Below are 19,018 nucleotides of genomic sequence, written 5' to 3'. Positions count from 1 at the left end.
AATAAAAACTATAACCTAGCTTGACGTTATAGCAAGCTAGGTCAGGATTACAGTTATTGAGTGAAAGTTTTTAACTTCTTTATGCTTTGTACTAAAAATGGAATATCTAAACCTTGCTCAATAGAGAACCCTTCAGCGGCAGAGATGTTTTTAAAATTCCCATCAGAGTCTATTAATGTGATCCTATCTTTTTTGTATGCTATGACTACACCTTGGGAGTAATTAACACCCATATTGTCTTTTTTCTTGTATAAGTTAACACCTAACATTGTTTGTTTGGCAATCGCTTTACAATTTAAGTACTGACCGACACTAGTCGCAATTAAATCACTTGGTTGAATTAAGCCTTCAATTTTTGAGATTCTTTTATCTGAGCTGTATAAGGTTGATGTACTTACCACTTCTTGAGTATCATTTACTAAGCTAAAAGCAAATATTTGCGTTGCGTTATCGCGTGGGGATACAACTTTTGAACCGCTAATAACTCTAATCGCACTGTTAGTGTGAGCTTGGTCATTAATAAAACTCAGCTCGTTAATACCACTTACTTCAATACTGCGACGTTGGCTCTGCCATGCGGGAAGAGTGTGCTCTTCAATTATCGCAACTTTATAAAAGGCAGGTAAACCGTATACCAAACTAAATAGCATGTCGCTATGATTAGTTGGCTGTAAAAATTGCTCTGTTTTATGTAGACCTTTATTTTCTGAAATAAAGTCGGCTAATTGTTGGTCGGTTTCAAAAACAAAAATGTCGATATTAGCCTGAGTGTAATCTTCACATTTCTCAAGAGGAGTTGGTATTTGGTAGTTAATATTTTGGTTATTAATTTTAACGCTATGAGCTTGTTTATATGTTTCGATATCTAGTAAATCATTTTTAGCTAACAAACTTTTAGCTGTTGTAGGATATGAAAGTGGTAAAACATTATCTTGCTTTGTTACATCAAATTTTAAGTTAGCATCTGCCCAAATATGAATGCTGTGGCTAAGCGCAAAACATATAACTAAAAATGAGCTTGCGTAACGTGCAAATTTAAACTGTTTTAGACGCGCTAAATGCCGCCATGTAAGATTACTGGCAACGAGTTGAAAACCTAAGATTAGCAGAACAATACCGCCGGCAAAAAGAGTTGTTAAAGCAGGCGAACTTGTTAATCGATGCCACAGCAGTGAGATGATTTCAGGCAAAGCGGAAGTGCTTAAATGATAGCCCAAATTAACATACACATAAGCATCAAGAGTAAGCAGTGATGCGCCAAACGTAGCAATTACAGCAGCCATTCCACGAATGTGCCTAGGATAGGGGAAAATCAAACTAAGCGGAAATACCGTCAGCACAAATGCTAAAAAGGCAATAAAACTAGTGTGGCTAAGCCATGTCACTAGCATATAAGTTATGCCCATAAAGCTAATTGGTGGCGAATCGGCAAATAAATAGCTTAAGCTAATAAATAGCGCTAAGCCGATGTTGGCAAAGGTGAACCAATGCCCCCAGCTTAATAACTGACTCGCTTTTGATGAAAACTGATTGTGCTGCGATAAGTTCATAGAGTTTATTTAACCGACTGTGACAATGCTTTTGCAAAGTTCTCAGTTACGGCTTGTCTTTTCCCTGTTGGTACATGCTCTTTTAAGATATGCGTGATAGAATTTCCTAAACACATAAGGCTTAAATCAACCGGTGCATTATGTTTAGTTAGCACATCAATAAGCTGATCGACGATTTGTTCTACTTCTTCATTAGAGTATTTTGATAAGATTGGCATCAGTTGGTTCAATAAAATAGTTATATTCCCGTATTTTAACACTAGAGGCGTGAAAAACAAAGATGACAACAGACGTTAAAAAATTAGTCGTTCATTATGTAGACAAAAAAGACGACGATACGCAAATTCACCTTCGAAATGATGAAATGATCATCAACGATAAAGTGGCCGTGTTCATTGAGCAGTTACATCATGCGTACAACGGTAAACCTGGTAAAGGTTATTGTGCTTTCAGTGGAGATAAAAACAGTATTGTAGCATCAGCAATGCAAAGTTACCGTAATGATGAGTTGGGCTTTTGGCATATGACAGAGCAAGCTTCAACAGTCTTAAAAGAAGAGCTTGATAAGTATGCTTTTAGCGAAACAGGTTATTTAGTATTTTGTCATTATCAGTATGTTGCTACCGATTACATGTTAATTGCGATGATTAACATCAAAGAGCATTATTCAATGACTTCAGAGCTTGATTTAGCAGCTTCTCGCCATTTAGATATATCGCGTATGCAACTCGCTGCTCGCATCGACTTAACAGCGTGGGATACACAAGCTGACGACAACCGTTATATTTCATTTATCAAAGGACGAGCTGGACGTAAAGTTGCTGACTTTTTCTTAGACTTTTTAGGTTGTGAAGAGGGTATTGATTCAAAACAGCAAAGCCAAGTAATGCTTAGCGCAGTAGAGGATTATTTATCAGAGCAACAGTTTGATAAATCAGAAAAAGACGACTTACGTAAACAAGTATTTGATTACTGTAATGATTGCGTAACTACAGGCGAAGATGCCAGCGTAAGCGAGCTTTCAGCAACGCTCACTAAAGGCGATGACAGCCCGTTCGATAGTTTTTGTAAAGAACAAAGCTATGACTTAGAAGAAACCTTCCCTGTAGATAAAAAAACGGTAACCAGTATGGTTAAGTTTTCAGGTCTAGGTGGTGGCGTAAGTGTAAGTTTTGAGCGTAAACATTTAGGTGAGCGCGTTACTTATAATGAAGCGACTGATACCTTAGTGATTAAAGGTATTCCGCCAAATTTAAAAGATCAGTTACAACGTTTTATGGAACAAGAGCAAGAATAAACGTTACATAAATAATGTTTTAGCTTTATTGAAAACGCGGCAAGTAGACCGCGTTTTTTTTATGAGAAAACTTATTTTTAAACGCCAGCAAGCTGTGCGTCTACAGGTTATGGATTTAACGTTTGGTGCTTATCTGTAGACGTAGAGCTTGCTCACGTTAGAAGCGCAGCTCCTCAAAGCTTTAAATAGTGAATTAAAAAAGGTGAGGTGAGTTTTAATGTATTGCAATGCATTAAAAAGGTACTGCTAGTTAACAATTTTGGTAAAAACGTCGTTTTTAAACGCCAGCAAGCTGTGCGTCTACAGGTTATGGATTTAACGTTTGGTGCTTATCTGTAGACGTAGAGCTTGCTCACGTTAGAAGCGCAGCTTCTCAAAGCTTTAAATAGTGAATTAAAAAAGGTGAGGTGAGTTTTAATGTATTGCAATGCATTAAAAAGGTACTGCTAGTTAATAATTTTGGTAAAAACGTTATTTTTAAACGCCAGCATACAGGTTATGGATTTAACGTTTGGTGTTTACTTGTAGAGCTTGATCACGTTAGAAGCGCTTTACATAGCACTTAAAGCAAAAAAGCCCCGCTATTGAGTACATAGCGGGGCTTTTTAATGAGCGTTAGTTACTAATCAGCACTCATTGTTTTAGTCATTGCAGAGCTTGCACGACCAGCAGGTTTGATTGAGCCTGCACGTAAGCCACTGTCGGGTACTAGTTCACGTTTGTCGTGAGCCATTGCAACAGAGATATGTTTTACTTCGCTATCAGCTACAGGAGTAGGTTGTGCCATTGGCGCACTTGCAGATCCTTGCGAAACGACGGTTTTAACATGCTGTACTGATTTTTCAACTTTAGCTGGTTGCTCAGTCACTACAGGCGCTTCAACTTTAGCTGGTTGCTCAGTAACTACAGGTGCTTCAACTTTAGCTGGTTGCTCAGTCACTACAGGTGCTTCAACTTTAGCTGGTTGCTCAGTCACTACAGGTGCTTCAACTTTAGTTGGTTGCTCAGTCACTACAGGCGCTTCAACTTTAGCGGGTTGCTCAGTCACTACAGGTGCTTCAACTTTAGCTGGTTGCTCAGTTACTACAGGTGCTTCAACTTTAGCGGGTTGCTCAGTCACTACAGGCGCTTCAATTTTAGCTGGTTGCTCAGTCACTACAGGCGCTTCAACTTTAGTTGGTTGCTCAGTCACTACAGGTGCTTCAATTTCAGCTGCTTGCTCAGTCACTACAGGGGCTTCAATTTCAGCTGATTCTTTAACCGCTTCAACTTTAGCCAAGTCTTCTACAGCAAGTGCTTGTTCAACTTTTTCAGAAGCATCAACAGCGGTTTCTTGCGATTTAGCTTTAAGTTCAGCTTCATACTCAGCTGCAGCTTGATCTGCTACTGGTACAAATGCAGGTGTTTCGTCTGATTTGTTTTCAGAACCTTCACCTTCTGGTCGGCGGCGACGTTGACCAGATGCACGAAGATGACGAGGAGAGCGGCGTGAACGTGTACGTGTTTGCTCTTGTTCTTCATCAGATGCAGATGTTTCATCGTTAGAATCAACAACGTCAACTTTCTCTTCTTTAATATGCGCTGTTTTTTCTGCTGGAGCTTGCGTTTGCTTTTCTACAGTAGGCGTAACTTGCTCTTTAACTTGTGGTTTTTCATCACTTACCACAGTTTGTTCTGTTATTTTATCTACTGTTTTTGCTTGTTCAGCATTTTCGTCTTGTAAACGTACTTTTTTACGTAAATTACGTCGTTGACGGCGAACTTTAGGCTTCTGCTCTTTAGGCTCTGCAGCTTGTGCTAGTTTAGAATCAGTTTCTACTTCCGCCTTTGCAGGGGCTTCAGTTTTAACTTGATCTTTTTCTTGGTTTTTATGCTCTGGGCGCTTACGAGAGTTAGGATTACGACGACGCTTGTTGCGATTTTCGTTTCTTTCTTGGTTCTCGTTAGTTACTGGTGAATCAGTTTTAGCTTCATCTTGATCAGTATTGCTGCGTTCAGCACGAGGCTTAGTGCGAGGGTTATTTCGACGACGTTGATTGTTATTTCGACGGCGGTTATCGTTACCTCTGCGGTTATTGCGTGCTTCTTCTTGCTGCTTTTCAGCGGCTTCTTTTTTCTCTTCTACCGTTTCAGTAGCAAATAACGACTTAAACCACTTAGTGATTGCTGTAAATAAGCCACCATTAGCTTTAGTCTCTTTGGTCACTGGCTTAGCTGTTTGTGCAGGCGCTGCTTGTGGAGCTGGTGTAGAAGGCATTACTACACCTTTTAGCATTGGCTCTTCACGTACTGGTGTACTTGGAGATTTAGACATCTCAAATACTTCAGGCTCAGGCGCAATAACTTGTCCGTAGCTTACCGTTTCAAGTGTTTCGTCTTTACGTAAACGCATAACTTCGTAATGTGGTGTTTCCATATGTTGATTAGGAATAATCACTACATCACATTTATGATGTTTTTCAATACGATGAACACTACGACGTTGCTCATTTAACAAATAAGCGGCAACAGCAACAGGCACTTGTGCATTTACTTGTGTCGTATTGTCTTTTATTGCTTCTTCTTCAATTAAGCGAAGAATAGAAAGTGCGATTGATTCGTTAGAACGAATAGTCCCTTGTCCGCTACAGCGAGGGCATGGGCCCTGGCTTGCTTCACCTAATGAAGGACGCAAGCGCTGACGCGACATTTCAAGTAAACCAAAGCGTGAGATTTTACCAATTTGAACACGAGCACGATCTGGGCGAGCAGCATCTTTTAAGCGATTTTCTACTTCACGTTGATGACGTGGAGGGGTCATATCGATAAAGTCGATTACAATCAAACCACCTAGATCACGAAGACGTAACTGACGTGCAATTTCATCAGCAGCTTCTAAATTAGTATTTAGTGCTGTTTCCTCAATATCACCGCCTTTTGTTGCTTTAGACGAGTTAATATCGATAGATGTTAATGCTTCAGTAGGGTCAATAACTATTGAACCACCAGACGGAAGACGCACTTCACGCTGAAACGCTGACTCGATTTGGCTTTCAATTTGATAATGTGTAAATAATGGCGTATCGCCTTGATAAAGCTTAACGCGGCTCATGAAATCAGGGCGAAAACGCTCAATGTGCGCTTTAGCTTCTTCAAAAACACGTGGTTTATCAATTAATATCTCACCAATGTCGCGACGTAAATAATCGCGAATGGCGCGAAATATTACGTTACTTTCTTGGTGTATTAAAAAAGGAGCTTTAGCACTGTCGGCTGCTTGGCCAATAGCCTCCCAGTGTACTAATAATGCTTTTAAATCGTAGTTAAGTTCTTCAAATGACTTACCAACACCAGCAGTACGAACAATTAAGCCCATACCTTTAGGTAATTCTAAACGACCTAATGCTTCTTTAAGTTCAGTGCGCTCATCACCTTCAATACGGCGAGAAATGCCACCGGCACGAGGATTGTTAGGCATTAGAACTAAGTAACTACCAGCAACGCTGATAAAAGTAGTTAACGCTGCGCCTTTTTGGCCTCGTTCTTCTTTATCAACTTGTACTATTACTTCTTGACCTTCTTTGATTACGTCGCGAATATTCGGACGACCGTGAAAAGTGTAACCTGCAGGGAAGTAAGTACGGGCTATTTCTTTTAAAGGGAGGAAACCATGGCGATCAGCACCGTATTCAACAAATGCTGCTTCAAGAGATGGTTCAATGCGGGTTATTTTGCCTTTATAAATATTGGCTTTTTTCTGTTCGTGACCTGGGCTTTCTATATCTAAATCATATAGGCGCTGGCCATCAACCAGTGCTACGCGCATTTCTTCTTGCTGCGTTGCATTGATTAGCATACGTTTCATATTGTTACTCTACTTATTTATGTCGCTGACATGACGATGTTTTTATCGCCTGTTCAGTTGTTCCTATTTTTAGAATGTGCAGCCTCACGACTGGGTCTTTAACGGAACGGCTCTGTATTTTCGTACGCAGTATTTTAAATGCTGGCAAACAATAACGTGTATTACCGTTATTAAATTCTAAATGGTGTTAAAACAGTCGGCTTTTCAGCTACGTTTACATGTTTTACCCAGAAGTTGGCCTGTCATATCAATCTTACTAAATGTCATTCATATTAGGTGCGTAGGGCTCATTAAGTTGGTGAGTAATACATATTTATGTATCACTAATATCCATTTTAAGAGCAAAAGTTGCTACCAATGTTAATGAACGCTTATTTATTAGATTTTTTTAGTTCTAAATAAGCTGCTGTACGGTACTACAATAATTGAGCAAATGCTGAACGACGTGTTTTTACGTCGTCACTATCAGACAAATTATCTGTTCATTGCTTTCTCAATCGCATTAAAAACCACTTCATGTTCAAACTTAACCAGCAATATATTACGCGCATTGCCGTTAATTGATCGCACGTGTTGACTAGGTATGTATAAAAGCTTTGGAAAACTTAACTCGGATCTGTATGATCGGCTACCCAGAATGTGCATCACGAATGTTTTAATGTGTTAAAAAGCACCGTTGTTATTTGCAAATACTAAATATTTGCGCTGCTGATTATCCCACTATTATTACAGTGTTAGCAACTAAATTATTTTACTTAAATTAGTGATTAGGCAATGTCAGAAAAAAACGACTTACAAGTAACTTATGTCACGATCAATGAAGACCATTTAGGTCAGCGTATTGATAACTTTCTTATTACCCATTTAAAAGGGGTGCCTAAAAGCGCTATTTATAAACTTTTGCGCAAAGGTGAGGTACGCGTTAATAAAAAGCGTATTAAGCCTGTATATAAACTACAGCTTGACGATGTGCTTCGTATTGCACCTATCAGGGTTGCTGAGCGTGAAGAGTTTGTACCATCAAAACTAGATAAAGTAACTCGCCTTGAAAACGATATCTTATTTGAAGATAAATACCTTATCGTTATAAATAAACCTTCAGGCATGGCTGTTCATGGTGGCAGTGGTTTAAGTTATGGTTTAATTGAAGCTTTGCGCGCGCTTCGCCCAGAGGAGCGCAGTCTTGAGCTAGTTCACAGGCTTGACCGTGATACATCGGGTTGTTTACTTATAGCAAAACGTCGTTCGGTGTTAACAGCATTGCATGAACAGCTTCGTGAAAAAACAATGGAAAAAAATTATTGGGCACTAGTTGAAGGGCAGTGGGACTCTAAAACTAAAAATGTAACCGAAGGGCTGCGTAAAAATACGCTTAAATCGGGTGAACGCGTAGTACGTGTAGATAACACTGAGGGCAAGCCTTCGCATACGCGTTTTAAAGTACTTGAACGTTTTAATGATTGCTCGCTTGTACAAGCGTCGCCTGTTACAGGTCGTACACACCAAATTCGTGTGCATACGCAGTGTAAAGGTCATCCAATAGCGTGTGATGATAAATACGGCGATCAAGGGTTTGATGAATCTATGCGTAAAGTTGGCTTAAACCGATTATTTTTACATGCACACGATTTAAGTTTTTATCATCCTAAAAACGAAACAACGATGCGTATTGAAGCGCCCCTTGATAAAACGCTTAAAAATACATTACTAAAATTACGAGACGCAAAACAATGATTGCAGTGACGCCAATTAAAAAATATAAGCTTGTCATTTTTGATTGGGATGGCACCGTTATGGATTCAGTCACTAAAATAGTTAACTGTATTCGTAGTAGTGCTGAGTCACTTAATTTAGTGTCACCAAGTGATTTAGCAATTAAAAATATTATTGGTATGTCGCTTGAAAAAGCAATTGATGTTTTATTTCCTGATGATACCGCGCAGCATCAAGCGCTAATTAAAGGGTATAAACACCAATATAGTGTTGATACCACGCCAACTCCTGTATTTGCTAATGTTGTCAGCGTTTTAACTGTTTTAAAAAAGCAAGGCATTGTTTTAGCTGTTGCCACAGGTAAAGGTCGAGATGGATTAGAGCGCTTGCTTGATCAAAGCCAACTTAGACATTTTTTTAGTGCAACACGTACAAGCGATGACGCACTGTCTAAACCGTCTGCGGATATGCTGTATCAATTACTTGAAGAACTTGGCATAAGCGCTCAAGATGCCGTAATGATTGGTGACACTCAAATAGACATGACAATGGCAAAAGCTGCAGGCATGGATAGAATTGGTGCAACCATGGGGGTGCACAACGCACAGCAATTAAATGAGCTTAATCCGGTTGCAACGGTAGATAACTATCTGCAGCTGCAACAGGTTTTGCTTGGCTAATTTATTTAACTAGAACTTGTTTTGAGCGGTAAGTACATCAATACCAAACTCAGCCAGTAATTGGCTGAGTTTAATTAGTGGCAACCCAATTAAGCTATTAGGATCGTCTCCGCTTAACTTTTCAAATAAACAAATACCTAACCCTTCACTTTTAAAACTCCCAGCACAGTTATATGGCTGCTCTGCGTCGCAATAAGCACTAATTTGTGCATCACTGAGTGTTTTAAACGTCACATTAAACGGTTCTACGCAGGTTTTTTTTGTTCCAGTTACAATATCGTAAACACAAAGCCCAGTTAAAAATGTTACAGTATTACCGCTAAATAAATTTAGTTGTTTTACGGCATTTTTTTTATTGTGTGGTTTACCTAAAATTTGATTATTAAACACAGCTACTTGGTCTGATCCAATAGCTAACCCTTTGTTAAAGTGTTTATTAGCTGCAGAGGCTTTTAATTCACTTAAACGCTTAACCAGTTCGGTAGGTGTTTCGCATTCAAGTGCTGACTCGTCAACGTCTGGTGAAAATGTATCAAATGGTAAATTAAATTTTTGTAATAAAGACTGCCTAAAAGGCGAGCTTGACGCTAAAATAAGTGGGTGCTTCACGGACTGTTTCCCTAAGATAATTCAGATTGAGTTAGGATAAATCAGATCCGAGAGTAAAACACGTTAAAAACCAAGTAAAAATGGTTTTTTACTTTGACTAACAAACTAACTATCTATATGATGCAGCCCCTATGCAAAAGGTGAAAATTCCCATCACTCTTCATCCAGGCAAAGCAGCGCAGCACCGTTTAAAGTATGACGGAATTGTACCGCTTGAAAAACTTACTCGTTTAGAGAAAGTTGTGCAGGAAGAAGTAGGTGAAATAGCGGTAAAAATACATTGCAAGAATGATGATCAAGGTTTCGCTGTGATTAGAGGCAATTTGTCCACACACGTGACTGTCATTTGTCAACGTTGTAATGGTGATTTAGGGTTGGATTTGGTTCAAGACTTTGCATATTCACCAGTAGGTGAAGATACAGAGTTAGATATTTTTCCAGAAGACTACGATGAAGTAGCGCTTGATGAAAATGGTGAAGTTAACGTTTTTGATTTAATTGAAGACGAACTAATTTTAGCAATTCCATTAGTAGCTACCCACAACGAAGCTTCATGCAGTTATTCAGCAAAGCCTGCCAGCTTTGGTGTTTTAAAGGCGGAAGATGATAAACCTAATCCATTTGATATTTTGAAACAACTTAAGAAAGATTCTTAGGAGAAGACTATGGCTGTACAAAAAAGCAAAAAGTCTCGTGCAAGACGCGGCATGCGCCGTTCACACGATGCGATCAGTGGTCCAACTTTAACTGTAGATCAAACATCTGGTGAGACTCATCGTCGTCACCATGTGACTGCAGATGGTTACTACAAAGGCGTTCAAGTAATTTCTAAATAAGAGATTACTTATATGCTGAATGATCTAACCATAGCGTTAGATATGATGGGGGGCGATTACGGCCCCCGTTCATCTATTCCTGCTGCCGTTCACGCAGTAAACGCTCATGCCAATTTAACTCTCATTTTATGTGGCAATGAAGACGTTATATCTAAAGAACTCGAATCCCTCGATTCCTTACCTCATCCTAGACTCATAATTCGTCACTGTAGTGAAATAGTCACTAATGCTTGTGAACCTGCAATTGCTGTGCGTTCAAAAAAAGATTCATCTATGCGTGTTGCCCTTGATTTAGTTAAGTCAGGCGAAGCTCAAGCGTGTGTTAGTTCAGGTAATACTGGTGCGCTATTTTTTATGGCTCACTATGTGCTAAAAATGCTGCCAGGTGTAAAACGTGCTGCACTCATTTCATCCGTTCCTACAGAGCTTAAAAACCCAGTATATTTACTCGACTTAGGTGCTAATGTGCATTGCGATGCGCAAATGCTGTATCAGTTTGGCATTATGGGCTCTGTAGTTGCTGGCCAAGCACTTGGCTGCGATAACCCTCGCGTTAGCTTATTAAATATTGGCGCTGAGGATATTAAAGGTCACGATGACATTAAACAGGCTGCACAATTAATGCAGCAAAGCCCACATATTAATTACATTGGTTATAGCGAAGGAAGCGATATTTTTTCTGGCAAGGCTGATGTTATTGTATGCGAAGGTTTTGTGGGTAACGTTGCACTTAAAACATGCGAAGGCATTGCCAAGCTTATTATGAATAAGTTTACAGTTGCGCTCGAAAAGCACCTTTTATATAAATGTATGGCGTTTATATTGCGTCCAATAATAAAAAAACTCTATAAAAGGGTGAACCCCGACCAGTATAACGGTGCTTCTCTGGTAGGATTGCGCGGTATTGTCGTTAAAAGTCATGGAAATGCGTCAGCTAAAGCATTTCAAGCAGCAATTGATGAAGCGGTAAAGGAGGTTGAACGTCAACTTCCTGATAAAATAGCCGCTATTTTCGAAAAAACACATTCTAAAGACACGGCGGTTAATCAATAATTGATGTGCCGTGTATTTCATTATTTATTTGTTTAATTAAAAAGAGCAAAGTATGGCACAAAAAATTGCACTTCTATTCCCAGGTCAAGGCTCGCAAAGCGTTGGTATGTTACAAGGGCTACTAGAGAGTTCTGACATTGTTAAAGCAACATTTGCAGAAGCATCAGATGCATTGGGTTACGACTTAGCAGAGCTAGTTCTTAATGGCCCAGAAGAAAAATTAAATCAAACTCATCGTACACAACCTGCATTATTAACTGCAAGTGTTGCTATTTATCGTGATTGGCTTGCAGCAAACCCAGATGCCGACGTTGTTATGGCCGGTCACAGCTTAGGTGAATATTCAGCACTAGTGTGTAGCGACGTACTAAGCTTGAGTGAAGCTGTTAAGCTTGTTGAAAACCGTGGTTTATATATGCAAGAAGCTGTGCCTGCAGGCGTAGGTTCAATGGCTGCGATTATTGGCTTAGGCGATGAAGAAATAAAAGTGGCGTGTTCTGCCTCAGCGCAAGGTGAGGTTGTATCTCCAGTTAACTACAATTCTCCTGGTCAAGTTGTTATTGCAGGGCATAAAGCGGCAGTAGATAGAGCATCACAAGCATGTAAAGATGCTGGTGCTAAACGCGCATTACCACTTTCGGTTAGCGTACCTTCACATTGTGAACTAATGAAGCCAGCAGCGGATAAGCTAGCGGTAGACTTAGCCGCTTTAACATTTAATACACCTAAGTGTGATGTAATTAATAATGTTGATGTAAAAGCTGAATCGACCGCTGATGAAATTAAAGACGCACTAGTACGTCAACTATACAGCCCAGTTCGCTGGACAGAAACAGTACAAGCCTTGGTTGCGCAAGATGTAACACAAAGCTACGAATTTGGTCCTGGTAAAGTATTAACAGGACTTGCTAAACGAATTGATAGAGCAATGATCTGTGGCTCAGTAAACGACGCCGCTTCAATTGATGCAGCTAAATAAGAGTATATAAAATGTCTAATTTATTTTCATTAGAGGGCAAAATTGTCCTAATTACTGGCGCCAGCCGTGGTATTGGTAAAGCAATTGCAACAACATTAGTTGCACAAGGTGCAAAAGTTGCAGGCACTGCTACAAGCGAGTCAGGCGCTGCTAAAATCAGTGAGTACCTGGGTGATAGTGGTAAAGGTTATGCATTAAATGTAACGAATCCTGCATCTATTGAAGCGACACTTGCCGCAATAAAAGCTGATTTTGGCGATATTGACGTACTTGTTAATAACGCAGGTATCACACGTGACAACCTATTAATGCGTATGAAAGAGACTGAGTGGGACGATATAATCGATACTAACTTAAGCTCGATTTTCCGTTTATCTAAAGCGGTACTTCGTCCAATGATGAAGAAAAAGAAAGGCCGTATTATCAATATTGGCTCAGTAGTAGGCACTATGGGTAATGCAGGGCAAGCTAATTATGCAGCGGCTAAAGCAGGCGTAATTGGTTTTTCTAAGTCACTGGCGCGCGAAGTTGCATCTCGTGGTATTACAGTTAACGTAGTGGCACCTGGTTTTATTCAAACTGATATGACTGATGATTTAACTGATGAGCAAAAAGCAGCAACGCTTGCCAATGTTCCAGCAGGGCGTTTAGGTCAACCAGACGAAATTGCTGCTGCAGTGTGTTATTTAGCATCTGACGCAGCTGCGTATGTATCAGGCGAAACTTTGCATGTAAATGGTGCGATGTACATGGTTTAGTAGTCATAATATCGGCTAAATAATAAAATTAAGTTAAGTTAGTTAACTCAAAAACATTGAATTATTTGTGAACTTGCTTTAAACATACTTGAAATTGCTGTGAAAATAAGCGATAAAAGATAAAACTTACACTCAGAGGTTTGACCAGACAATTATTTATGGCCAAATCATTGAATCAGAGAATTATGCGGCGTAAACTACGCCGCAATCTGAAAATAACGCATTGGCGTTTTTAATAAAGGAAAGAAGAATGAGCGATATCCAAGAACGCGTAAAGAAAATCATCATTGAACAACTAGGTGTTAAAGAAGAAGAAGTTAAAAATGAATCTTCTTTCGTAGATGACTTAGGTGCAGATTCTCTTGATACTGTAGAACTAGTAATGGCTCTTGAAGAAGAGTTTGATACTGAGATCCCAGATGAAGAAGCTGAAAAGATCACTACAGTTCAAACTGCAATCGATTACGTTACAGCTCACGCTGAGTAATTAATCGCAAATTAAGGGCAGCATTCGCTGCCCTTAATCTATATATCCAAACCACCTCAAAGTTCGTGATTCAAAAACAAACCTTAACTCCCAATCTTAACTAAAAATTATTTTTGCTAGTGTTATGCGTTTTTAATCTATTTTGGGACTAGCACTTTGAGGTAGCTTGGGTATGATCATCCACCTTATAAAAATATCCCTTATTGGAGGCAAACCGTGGCTAAACGTCGAGTCGTCGTAACTGGCTTAGGAATGTTGACGCCGCTAGGTAATGATGTTCAATCAACCTGGCAAGGCTTATTAGATGGTAAAAGTGGTATTCAAACAATAACCCACTTTGATACATCAAAATTTGGTACAAAGTTCGCTGGTTTAATTAATGACTTTGATGCATCGGCTTATATGTCACCAAAAGATGCAAAAAAAATGGATTTATTTATCCAGTACGGCATTGCAGCGGGTGTTCAAGCTTTTGAAGATTCTGGCCTCGAGATAACAGAGCAAAATGCAACACGTATAGGTGTGGCTGTAGGTTCGGGTATTGGTGGTTTAACGCTTATCGAAGAAAACCACATTAAACTATTAAATAGTGGTCCGCGTAAGTTATCGCCATTTTATGTGCCATCTACCATTATTAATATGATTTCAGGTCATTTATCAATAATGCATGGGCTTCGTGGCCCAAATATTTCTATTGTAACGGCTTGTACAACAGGTTTGCACAACATAGGCCATGCTGCGCGTATGATTGCTTATGGCGATGCTGATGCAATGGTTGCCGGTGGCGCCGAAAAAGCCTGTACACCAATTGGTATGGGTGGCTTTAATGCTGCACGTGCACTATCAACCCGCAATGACGATCCACAAGCGGCTTCTCGCCCTTGGGATAAAGACCGCGATGGTTTTGTGCTTTCTGACGGCGCAGGTGTTGTTGTAGTTGAAGAGTACGAACATGCTAAAGCACGTGGTGCTAAAATTTATGCTGAGCTTGTAGGCTTTGGCATGAGTGGCGACGCGTACCATATGACATCACCACCAGAAGACGGTGCAGGCGCTGCCCTTGCAATGCAAAATGCACTAAATGATGCGCAAGTGAACGCTGAGCAAATTGGTTACATTAATGCACACGGCACATCAACGCATGCTGGTGATAAAGCCGAAACTGCCGCTGTTAAATCTATTTTTGGTAATGCAGCTAAAGATGTAATGGTCGGTTCGTCTAAATCAATGATGGGTCACTTATTAGGTGCTGCGGGTTCTGTTGAATCAATCGTTTCGATTTTATCGTTAACGGATCAAAAAGTATCGCCAACTATTAACCTTGATAACCCAGACGAAGGGTGTGACTTAGATTATATTGCGCACACTGCACGTGATGCAAAGCTAGACTTTGCACTGTGTAACTCGTTCGGTTTTGGTGGTACTAATGGCTCGTTGCTGTTTAAAAAGGTATAATCTTTTTTAACAACGAACCAAATTATAAGAGCTCAGTTGTTTAACTGGGCTTTTTTTATATGCCAAATAAAATGCAAACAATAATAGCAGTAGATCAAAACAGCACTTTAAGCACGCGTGACAGAGGCTTAAATTACGGTGACGGCTTTTTTACAACGGCTAAAGTTGTTGATGGGCAAGTACAGTATTGGGCTCACCATAAAGCGCGTTTGATTGAATGTGCACAGCGTTTGGGTTTTCCTGAGCTAGATTTTAATAGCCTTGAAAATCAAATTGCTTTGCATATAAAAGCAGCATCACTCAACGTGCTTAAAATACTTGTAACGCGAGGCGAAGGCGGACGTGGTTATGGGCTGCCAAGTGAGTGTAATGTTACTATTTTATTGAGTGTATTAGATTACCCTAGTAATTACAGTGCGCTTACTAAAAAGGGTGTAAATCTCGAAATAAGCCCGATTAAATTAGCTGCACAACCTCATTTAGCGGGTCTTAAAACATTAAACCGGCTTGAGCAAGTACTAGTTAAAAAAGCCATGCAAACGCAAAACTGCGACGATGTGTTAGTGCTTGATTACAATAACAATGTAATTGAAGCCTCAGCAGCTAATATTTTTGCGATTAAAAATAAGTGTGTGTTTACGCCACTGCTTGATGAGTGCGGAATAAAGGGCGTTTACCTACAATCGTTATGTGCTAAATTACCAGTTGAATTTAAACGCGTGAAAGTAGAAGACCTAATCCAAGCAGACGCCGTATTTGTGTGTAATAGCTTAATGGGAGCAGTACCCGTAAAACGTATTGAACAACAGGTATTTAATACAGACGACAGCCACGCATTATTAACTAAATTATTAGCCAAGGAGGCTGAGTGTTAAAAGTTATTTTATCGGTACTCTTTTTAGCTGTTATAACCACTGCTGTTGGTTACCAGCAATTACAAGCAACAATAAATAGCCCGTTAAAGGTAGCTCAAAACACACAATTTGAAGTTAAGCATGGCACTGGCTTTAATAAGTTATGCCAGCAATGGCAAGCTAATACCTGGGTCGAAAGTTGCTGGCGCTATCAGGTAATTGCCAAATTAGATCCCACACTCACCGACTTAAAAGCGGGGCTTTACGAGCTAACAGCCGATAGTGTTATCAGTAATATAAAAAAAATTAATCAAGGCCAGCAAGTCAGTTTTAGTTTTACCATTATTGAAGGGCAAAACTTACGTGAAGTACTAAGTGCTATTAAAAAAGCCGATAATTTACAAAACGATTTAAAAAGTGATGAACTAAGTACTCAAATACTGGGTAATGACACGCACTTAGAAGGCTGGTTATTCCCCGACACTTACCATTATCATAATAACGATACTGCAAGCGGTGTATTAAAACGTGCAGCACAAAAAATGCAGCAAACATTAGATGATGCTTGGCAGCAGCGCGCTGCTAATCTACCCTATAAAACAGCATACGAAGCACTAATAATGGCTTCAATTATTGAAAAAGAAACAGGCCTTGCCAGCGAACGTCCGTTAATTGCATCAGCGTTTGTTAATCGATTAAACACCAATATGCGCCTGCAAACCGATCCCACCGTAATATACGGGCTAGGCGCTGATTTTGATGGTGATATTAAACGTAAAGATTTGCGCGATTATACGCCTTACAATACGTATCGTATTAATGGTTTACCGCCAACACCTATAGCAATGCCATCAAAAGCCGCTATTTTAGCTGCAGTTAATCCGCCGCAAAGTGAATACGTTTACTTTGTATCAAAAGGCGATGGTAGCCACCAGTTTTCAACCACGTTAAAACAGCATAACGCGGCAGTTAAAACGTATATATTAAATAAAAAGAATTAATATTTTATGAAACCAAAATTTATAGTAATAGAAGGGCTAGAAGGCGCTGGTAAATCAACAGCTATTTCGTTATGCCAAGATTTTTTAAACAAAAAACAGATCGACTTTATAAATGTACGTGAACCAGGCGGAACACCACTAGCCGAATCACTGCGCACACTTGTAAAAGCAGAGCATGAAGAAGAAATTGCCTTTGAAACCGAATTGCTGATCATGTATGCGGCGCGTTCGCAGTTAATGCATAACGTCATTAATCCTGCGCTTGAGCAAGGTCAATGGATATTGGCTGATCGCCATGATTTATCATCTCAAGCATATCAAGGTGGCGGACGAGGTATTAGCTCAAATACACTAGCGTCGTTATCATCAATGGTATTAAAAGGATTGAAGCCCGATTTAACTATTTACCTTGATATTGACCCTGTTATTGGCCTTGAACGTGCAAAAGGGCGAGGCGAACTTGATAGAATAGAGCAAGAAGCTATTGAGTTTTTTCAGCGCACTCGCATGCGTTACCTTGAGCTTGCTAACGACGACAGCTCAATTAAAACAGTTGATGCAAACCAAGACATCGATAAAGTACACCGCGATATAACTAACGTACTACGTACATTTTTTGAAGGGCTAAAATAATATGGCACTGCCTTGGCTACACGATACACAGCAACGCTTAGCGCAGAGCTTTCGTGGCCAACGTTTTCATCATGCACAGTTGTTTTGTGGACCCATTGGCGTTGGTAAATTCGAGTTAAGCGATCAGTTAGCTAATGCCTTATTGTGCCAAAATATAGTACAGCAATCAGCAGCTGCTAATAGTATTTTAGCACCGTGTGGCCACTGTAAAAGTTGTTTACTCACACTTGCAGGCACGCACCCTGATAAACGTTTAACGCAGGTTGATGGGCAAAGTATTGGCGTAGACGATATACGCGGGATCAGTGATTTTATGAATCACTCTGCGGCGCAAAATGGTAACAAAGTAGTTGTTATTAAAAATTGTGAAAAAATGACAACCGCCGCAGCAAATGCATTATTAAAAACGCTAGAAGAGCCAAGTAATAGCCGATTTTTGATACTTACAACAAGCCAAGCTGCACAGCTTCCGGCCACGATATTAAGCCGGTGTGCTAAAACAGATATAAAAGTAATAAACACACAACTTGCCCAGCAATGGCTTGAGTCATTGCAAATTAAAGGTTATAGCTGGTTGCCACTTTTTTATAGCCAACCATTACAAGTTAAGCATTGGCAAGAGCAAAGTCAGTTACAAAGTATTGATATGCTTTATAAGTTTGCAACTGAGTTTAAACAAAGTCATAATTTTAAAGTGTTAGTCGATATTATAAATAAACAGCCTGAGCTTGTTCGCATATTTACTTTGTTCTTAAGTGAGCAACTAAAGCAGCAGTTAATGCAAGGCATGAGCTTTGATGCATATCAGATTGCGCAACAGGCTCTGAGTGAATTTTTGCAAAATAACACAAAAATCCTTGGGCTTAATTTACCGCTTGCAGTATCGCGATTAGCGCACATATTACGTAATTCATAAAAAGGATTAAACATGCAAGAGCTATTAGTTGATATAGATGATCTAGATGAATTATATCGTTGTTATATGCCTTATTTAAAAAAAGGTGGCTTATTTGTACCCACTAATATGCGTTACGAAGTAGGGCACTCATTGGCACTTAGAGTTACCTTGCCTGATGCACTAGAAGATGATGTAGTGACGGGTAAAGTGTCGTGGATCACCCCACAAGGTGCACAAAGCTCTAACCCACCAGGGATAGGTATTACTTTCTTAGATGATAAAACAAACCTTAATTCTAAGATCGAAAAGCTACTGGGGACTATGTTAAACTCCGGTAATCCGACTTACACCATGTAGTAAAAAACAGGCCC

19 protein-coding genes are annotated in these 19,018 nt (G+C 39.7%); 15 read left to right on the top strand and 4 right to left on the bottom strand.

Annotated features, from left to right (window positions below):
* Nucleotides 1-53 precede the first annotated feature (53 nt).
* Complete coding sequence (locus AOR04_RS10670; RefSeq protein ID WP_096793332.1) at nucleotides 54-1,550, bottom strand: DUF3413 domain-containing protein; 1,497 nt, start codon at nucleotides 1,548-1,550, stop codon at nucleotides 54-56.
* 5 nt (nucleotides 1,551-1,555) lie between these two features.
* On the bottom strand, nucleotides 1,556-1,768 hold the full coding sequence (locus AOR04_RS10665; protein ID WP_007375276.1) for a DUF1414 domain-containing protein: 213 nt from the start codon (nucleotides 1,766-1,768) through the stop codon (nucleotides 1,556-1,558).
* Between the two features lie 62 nt (nucleotides 1,769-1,830).
* Here AOR04_RS10665 and yejK point away from each other — a divergent pair, with 62 nt between their 5' ends.
* Entirely contained in the window at nucleotides 1,831-2,847 is a 1,017-nt protein-coding gene (gene yejK, locus AOR04_RS10660; RefSeq protein ID WP_007375275.1) for a nucleoid-associated protein YejK, read from the top strand.
* Nucleotides 2,848-3,469: 622 nt separating this feature from the next.
* Here the strand turns inward: yejK and rne are convergent.
* Nucleotides 3,470-6,691 carry a ribonuclease E gene (gene rne / locus AOR04_RS10655; protein WP_096793331.1) on the bottom strand — a complete coding sequence of 1,074 codons (3,222 nt, stop codon included), beginning with the start codon at nucleotides 6,689-6,691 and terminating at the stop codon, nucleotides 3,470-3,472.
* Between the two features lie 774 nt (nucleotides 6,692-7,465).
* On the opposite strand from rne, the gene rluC reads away from it, so the two are divergent.
* Together rluC and AOR04_RS10645 are read left to right on the top strand one after the other, a co-directional pair.
* Nucleotides 7,466-8,425 (top strand): 23S rRNA pseudouridine(955/2504/2580) synthase RluC, encoded by a 960-nt coding sequence (gene rluC / locus AOR04_RS10650; protein ID WP_002962392.1) that lies wholly within the window; start codon nucleotides 7,466-7,468, stop codon nucleotides 8,423-8,425.
* The gene (locus tag AOR04_RS10645) at nucleotides 8,422-9,084 is read left to right on the top strand and encodes an HAD-IA family hydrolase (protein ID WP_096793330.1); all 663 of its coding nucleotides are present in this window, start codon (nucleotides 8,422-8,424) and stop codon (nucleotides 9,082-9,084) included. The genes rluC and AOR04_RS10645 overlap by 4 nt, the downstream gene beginning before the upstream one ends.
* 9 nt (nucleotides 9,085-9,093) lie before the next feature.
* Here AOR04_RS10645 and AOR04_RS10640 read toward each other — a convergent pair whose 3' ends face one another.
* Nucleotides 9,094-9,693, bottom strand: a complete 600-nt coding sequence (locus AOR04_RS10640; protein WP_033037821.1) for a Maf family protein — start codon at nucleotides 9,691-9,693, stop codon at nucleotides 9,094-9,096.
* Between the two features lie 131 nt (nucleotides 9,694-9,824).
* On the opposite strand from AOR04_RS10640, the gene yceD reads away from it, so the two are divergent.
* The 12 genes from yceD to AOR04_RS10580 all read left to right on the top strand — a co-directional run bounded on the left by yceD (nucleotide 9,825) and on the right by AOR04_RS10580 (nucleotide 19,004).
* The gene (gene yceD, locus AOR04_RS10635) at nucleotides 9,825-10,349 is read left to right on the top strand and encodes a 23S rRNA accumulation protein YceD (protein ID WP_007375269.1); all 525 of its coding nucleotides are present in this window, start codon (nucleotides 9,825-9,827) and stop codon (nucleotides 10,347-10,349) included.
* Between the two features lie 9 nt (nucleotides 10,350-10,358).
* Nucleotides 10,359-10,529, top strand: coding sequence for a 50S ribosomal protein L32 (gene rpmF, locus AOR04_RS10630; RefSeq protein WP_002962381.1), 171 nt, complete (start codon nucleotides 10,359-10,361; stop codon nucleotides 10,527-10,529).
* 12 nt (nucleotides 10,530-10,541) lie between these two features.
* On the top strand, nucleotides 10,542-11,582 hold the full coding sequence (plsX, locus tag AOR04_RS10625; RefSeq protein WP_007375268.1) for a phosphate acyltransferase PlsX: 1,041 nt from the start codon (nucleotides 10,542-10,544) through the stop codon (nucleotides 11,580-11,582).
* Nucleotides 11,583-11,634: 52 nt separating this feature from the next.
* Nucleotides 11,635-12,561 carry an ACP S-malonyltransferase gene (gene fabD / locus AOR04_RS10620; protein WP_096793329.1) on the top strand — a complete coding sequence of 309 codons (927 nt, stop codon included), beginning with the start codon at nucleotides 11,635-11,637 and terminating at the stop codon, nucleotides 12,559-12,561.
* 11 nt (nucleotides 12,562-12,572) lie between these two features.
* Nucleotides 12,573-13,319, top strand: coding sequence for a 3-oxoacyl-ACP reductase FabG (gene fabG / locus AOR04_RS10615; protein WP_096793328.1), 747 nt, complete (start codon nucleotides 12,573-12,575; stop codon nucleotides 13,317-13,319).
* A 250-nt stretch (nucleotides 13,320-13,569) separates the two neighbouring features.
* Nucleotides 13,570-13,806 (top strand): acyl carrier protein, encoded by a 237-nt coding sequence (acpP, locus tag AOR04_RS10610; protein WP_002962377.1) that lies wholly within the window; start codon nucleotides 13,570-13,572, stop codon nucleotides 13,804-13,806.
* Between the two features lie 216 nt (nucleotides 13,807-14,022).
* Nucleotides 14,023-15,261, top strand: coding sequence for a beta-ketoacyl-ACP synthase II (fabF, locus tag AOR04_RS10605; protein ID WP_096793327.1), 1,239 nt, complete (start codon nucleotides 14,023-14,025; stop codon nucleotides 15,259-15,261).
* A gap of 59 nt (nucleotides 15,262-15,320) precedes the next feature.
* Nucleotides 15,321-16,136 carry an aminodeoxychorismate lyase gene (gene pabC / locus AOR04_RS10600; RefSeq protein ID WP_096793326.1) on the top strand — a complete coding sequence of 272 codons (816 nt, stop codon included), beginning with the start codon at nucleotides 15,321-15,323 and terminating at the stop codon, nucleotides 16,134-16,136.
* The gene (gene mltG, locus AOR04_RS10595) at nucleotides 16,130-17,116 is read left to right on the top strand and encodes an endolytic transglycosylase MltG (protein ID WP_096793325.1); all 987 of its coding nucleotides are present in this window, start codon (nucleotides 16,130-16,132) and stop codon (nucleotides 17,114-17,116) included. Before pabC ends, mltG begins: the two co-directional genes overlap by 7 nt.
* 6 nt (nucleotides 17,117-17,122) lie before the next feature.
* On the top strand, nucleotides 17,123-17,749 hold the full coding sequence (tmk, locus tag AOR04_RS10590) for a dTMP kinase (protein ID WP_008135397.1): 627 nt from the start codon (nucleotides 17,123-17,125) through the stop codon (nucleotides 17,747-17,749).
* Nucleotide 17,750: 1 nt separating this feature from the next.
* Nucleotides 17,751-18,665 carry a DNA polymerase III subunit gene (locus tag AOR04_RS10585; protein ID WP_007375261.1) on the top strand — a complete coding sequence of 305 codons (915 nt, stop codon included), beginning with the start codon at nucleotides 17,751-17,753 and terminating at the stop codon, nucleotides 18,663-18,665.
* A 12-nt stretch (nucleotides 18,666-18,677) separates the two neighbouring features.
* Nucleotides 18,678-19,004, top strand: coding sequence for a PilZ domain-containing protein (locus AOR04_RS10580; RefSeq protein WP_007375260.1), 327 nt, complete (start codon nucleotides 18,678-18,680; stop codon nucleotides 19,002-19,004).
* Nucleotides 19,005-19,018 lie beyond the last annotated feature (14 nt).

Source organism: Pseudoalteromonas sp. 1_2015MBL_MicDiv, from assembly GCF_002407505.1.
GTDB lineage: Bacteria > Pseudomonadota > Gammaproteobacteria > Enterobacterales > Alteromonadaceae > Pseudoalteromonas > Pseudoalteromonas fuliginea.
This window is presented reverse-complemented; position numbering and strand designations above follow the sequence as displayed.

Bases quoted from the DNA above. Each gene is read 5' to 3' on its own strand.
- AOR04_RS10670 (WP_096793332.1), bottom strand. From the start codon at position 1,550: ATGAACTTATCGCAGCACAATCAGTTTTCATCAAAAGCGAGTCAGTTA.
- AOR04_RS10665 (WP_007375276.1), bottom strand. From the start codon at position 1,768: ATGCCAATCTTATCAAAATACTCTAATGAAGAAGTAGAACAAATCGTC.
- yejK (WP_007375275.1), top strand. From the start codon at position 1,831: ATGACAACAGACGTTAAAAAATTAGTCGTTCATTATGTAGACAAAAAA.
- rne (WP_096793331.1), bottom strand. From the start codon at position 6,691: ATGAAACGTATGCTAATCAATGCAACGCAGCAAGAAGAAATGCGCGTA.
- rluC (WP_002962392.1), top strand. From the start codon at position 7,466: ATGTCAGAAAAAAACGACTTACAAGTAACTTATGTCACGATCAATGAA.
- AOR04_RS10645 (WP_096793330.1), top strand. From the start codon at position 8,422: ATGATTGCAGTGACGCCAATTAAAAAATATAAGCTTGTCATTTTTGAT.
- yceD (WP_007375269.1), top strand. From the start codon at position 9,825: ATGCAAAAGGTGAAAATTCCCATCACTCTTCATCCAGGCAAAGCAGCG.
- rpmF (WP_002962381.1), top strand. From the start codon at position 10,359: ATGGCTGTACAAAAAAGCAAAAAGTCTCGTGCAAGACGCGGCATGCGC.
- plsX (WP_007375268.1), top strand. From the start codon at position 10,542: ATGCTGAATGATCTAACCATAGCGTTAGATATGATGGGGGGCGATTAC.
- fabD (WP_096793329.1), top strand. From the start codon at position 11,635: ATGGCACAAAAAATTGCACTTCTATTCCCAGGTCAAGGCTCGCAAAGC.
- fabG (WP_096793328.1), top strand. From the start codon at position 12,573: ATGTCTAATTTATTTTCATTAGAGGGCAAAATTGTCCTAATTACTGGC.
- acpP (WP_002962377.1), top strand. From the start codon at position 13,570: ATGAGCGATATCCAAGAACGCGTAAAGAAAATCATCATTGAACAACTA.
- pabC (WP_096793326.1), top strand. From the start codon at position 15,321: ATGCCAAATAAAATGCAAACAATAATAGCAGTAGATCAAAACAGCACT.
- tmk (WP_008135397.1), top strand. From the start codon at position 17,123: ATGAAACCAAAATTTATAGTAATAGAAGGGCTAGAAGGCGCTGGTAAA.
- AOR04_RS10585 (WP_007375261.1), top strand. From the start codon at position 17,751: ATGGCACTGCCTTGGCTACACGATACACAGCAACGCTTAGCGCAGAGC.
- AOR04_RS10580 (WP_007375260.1), top strand. From the start codon at position 18,678: ATGCAAGAGCTATTAGTTGATATAGATGATCTAGATGAATTATATCGT.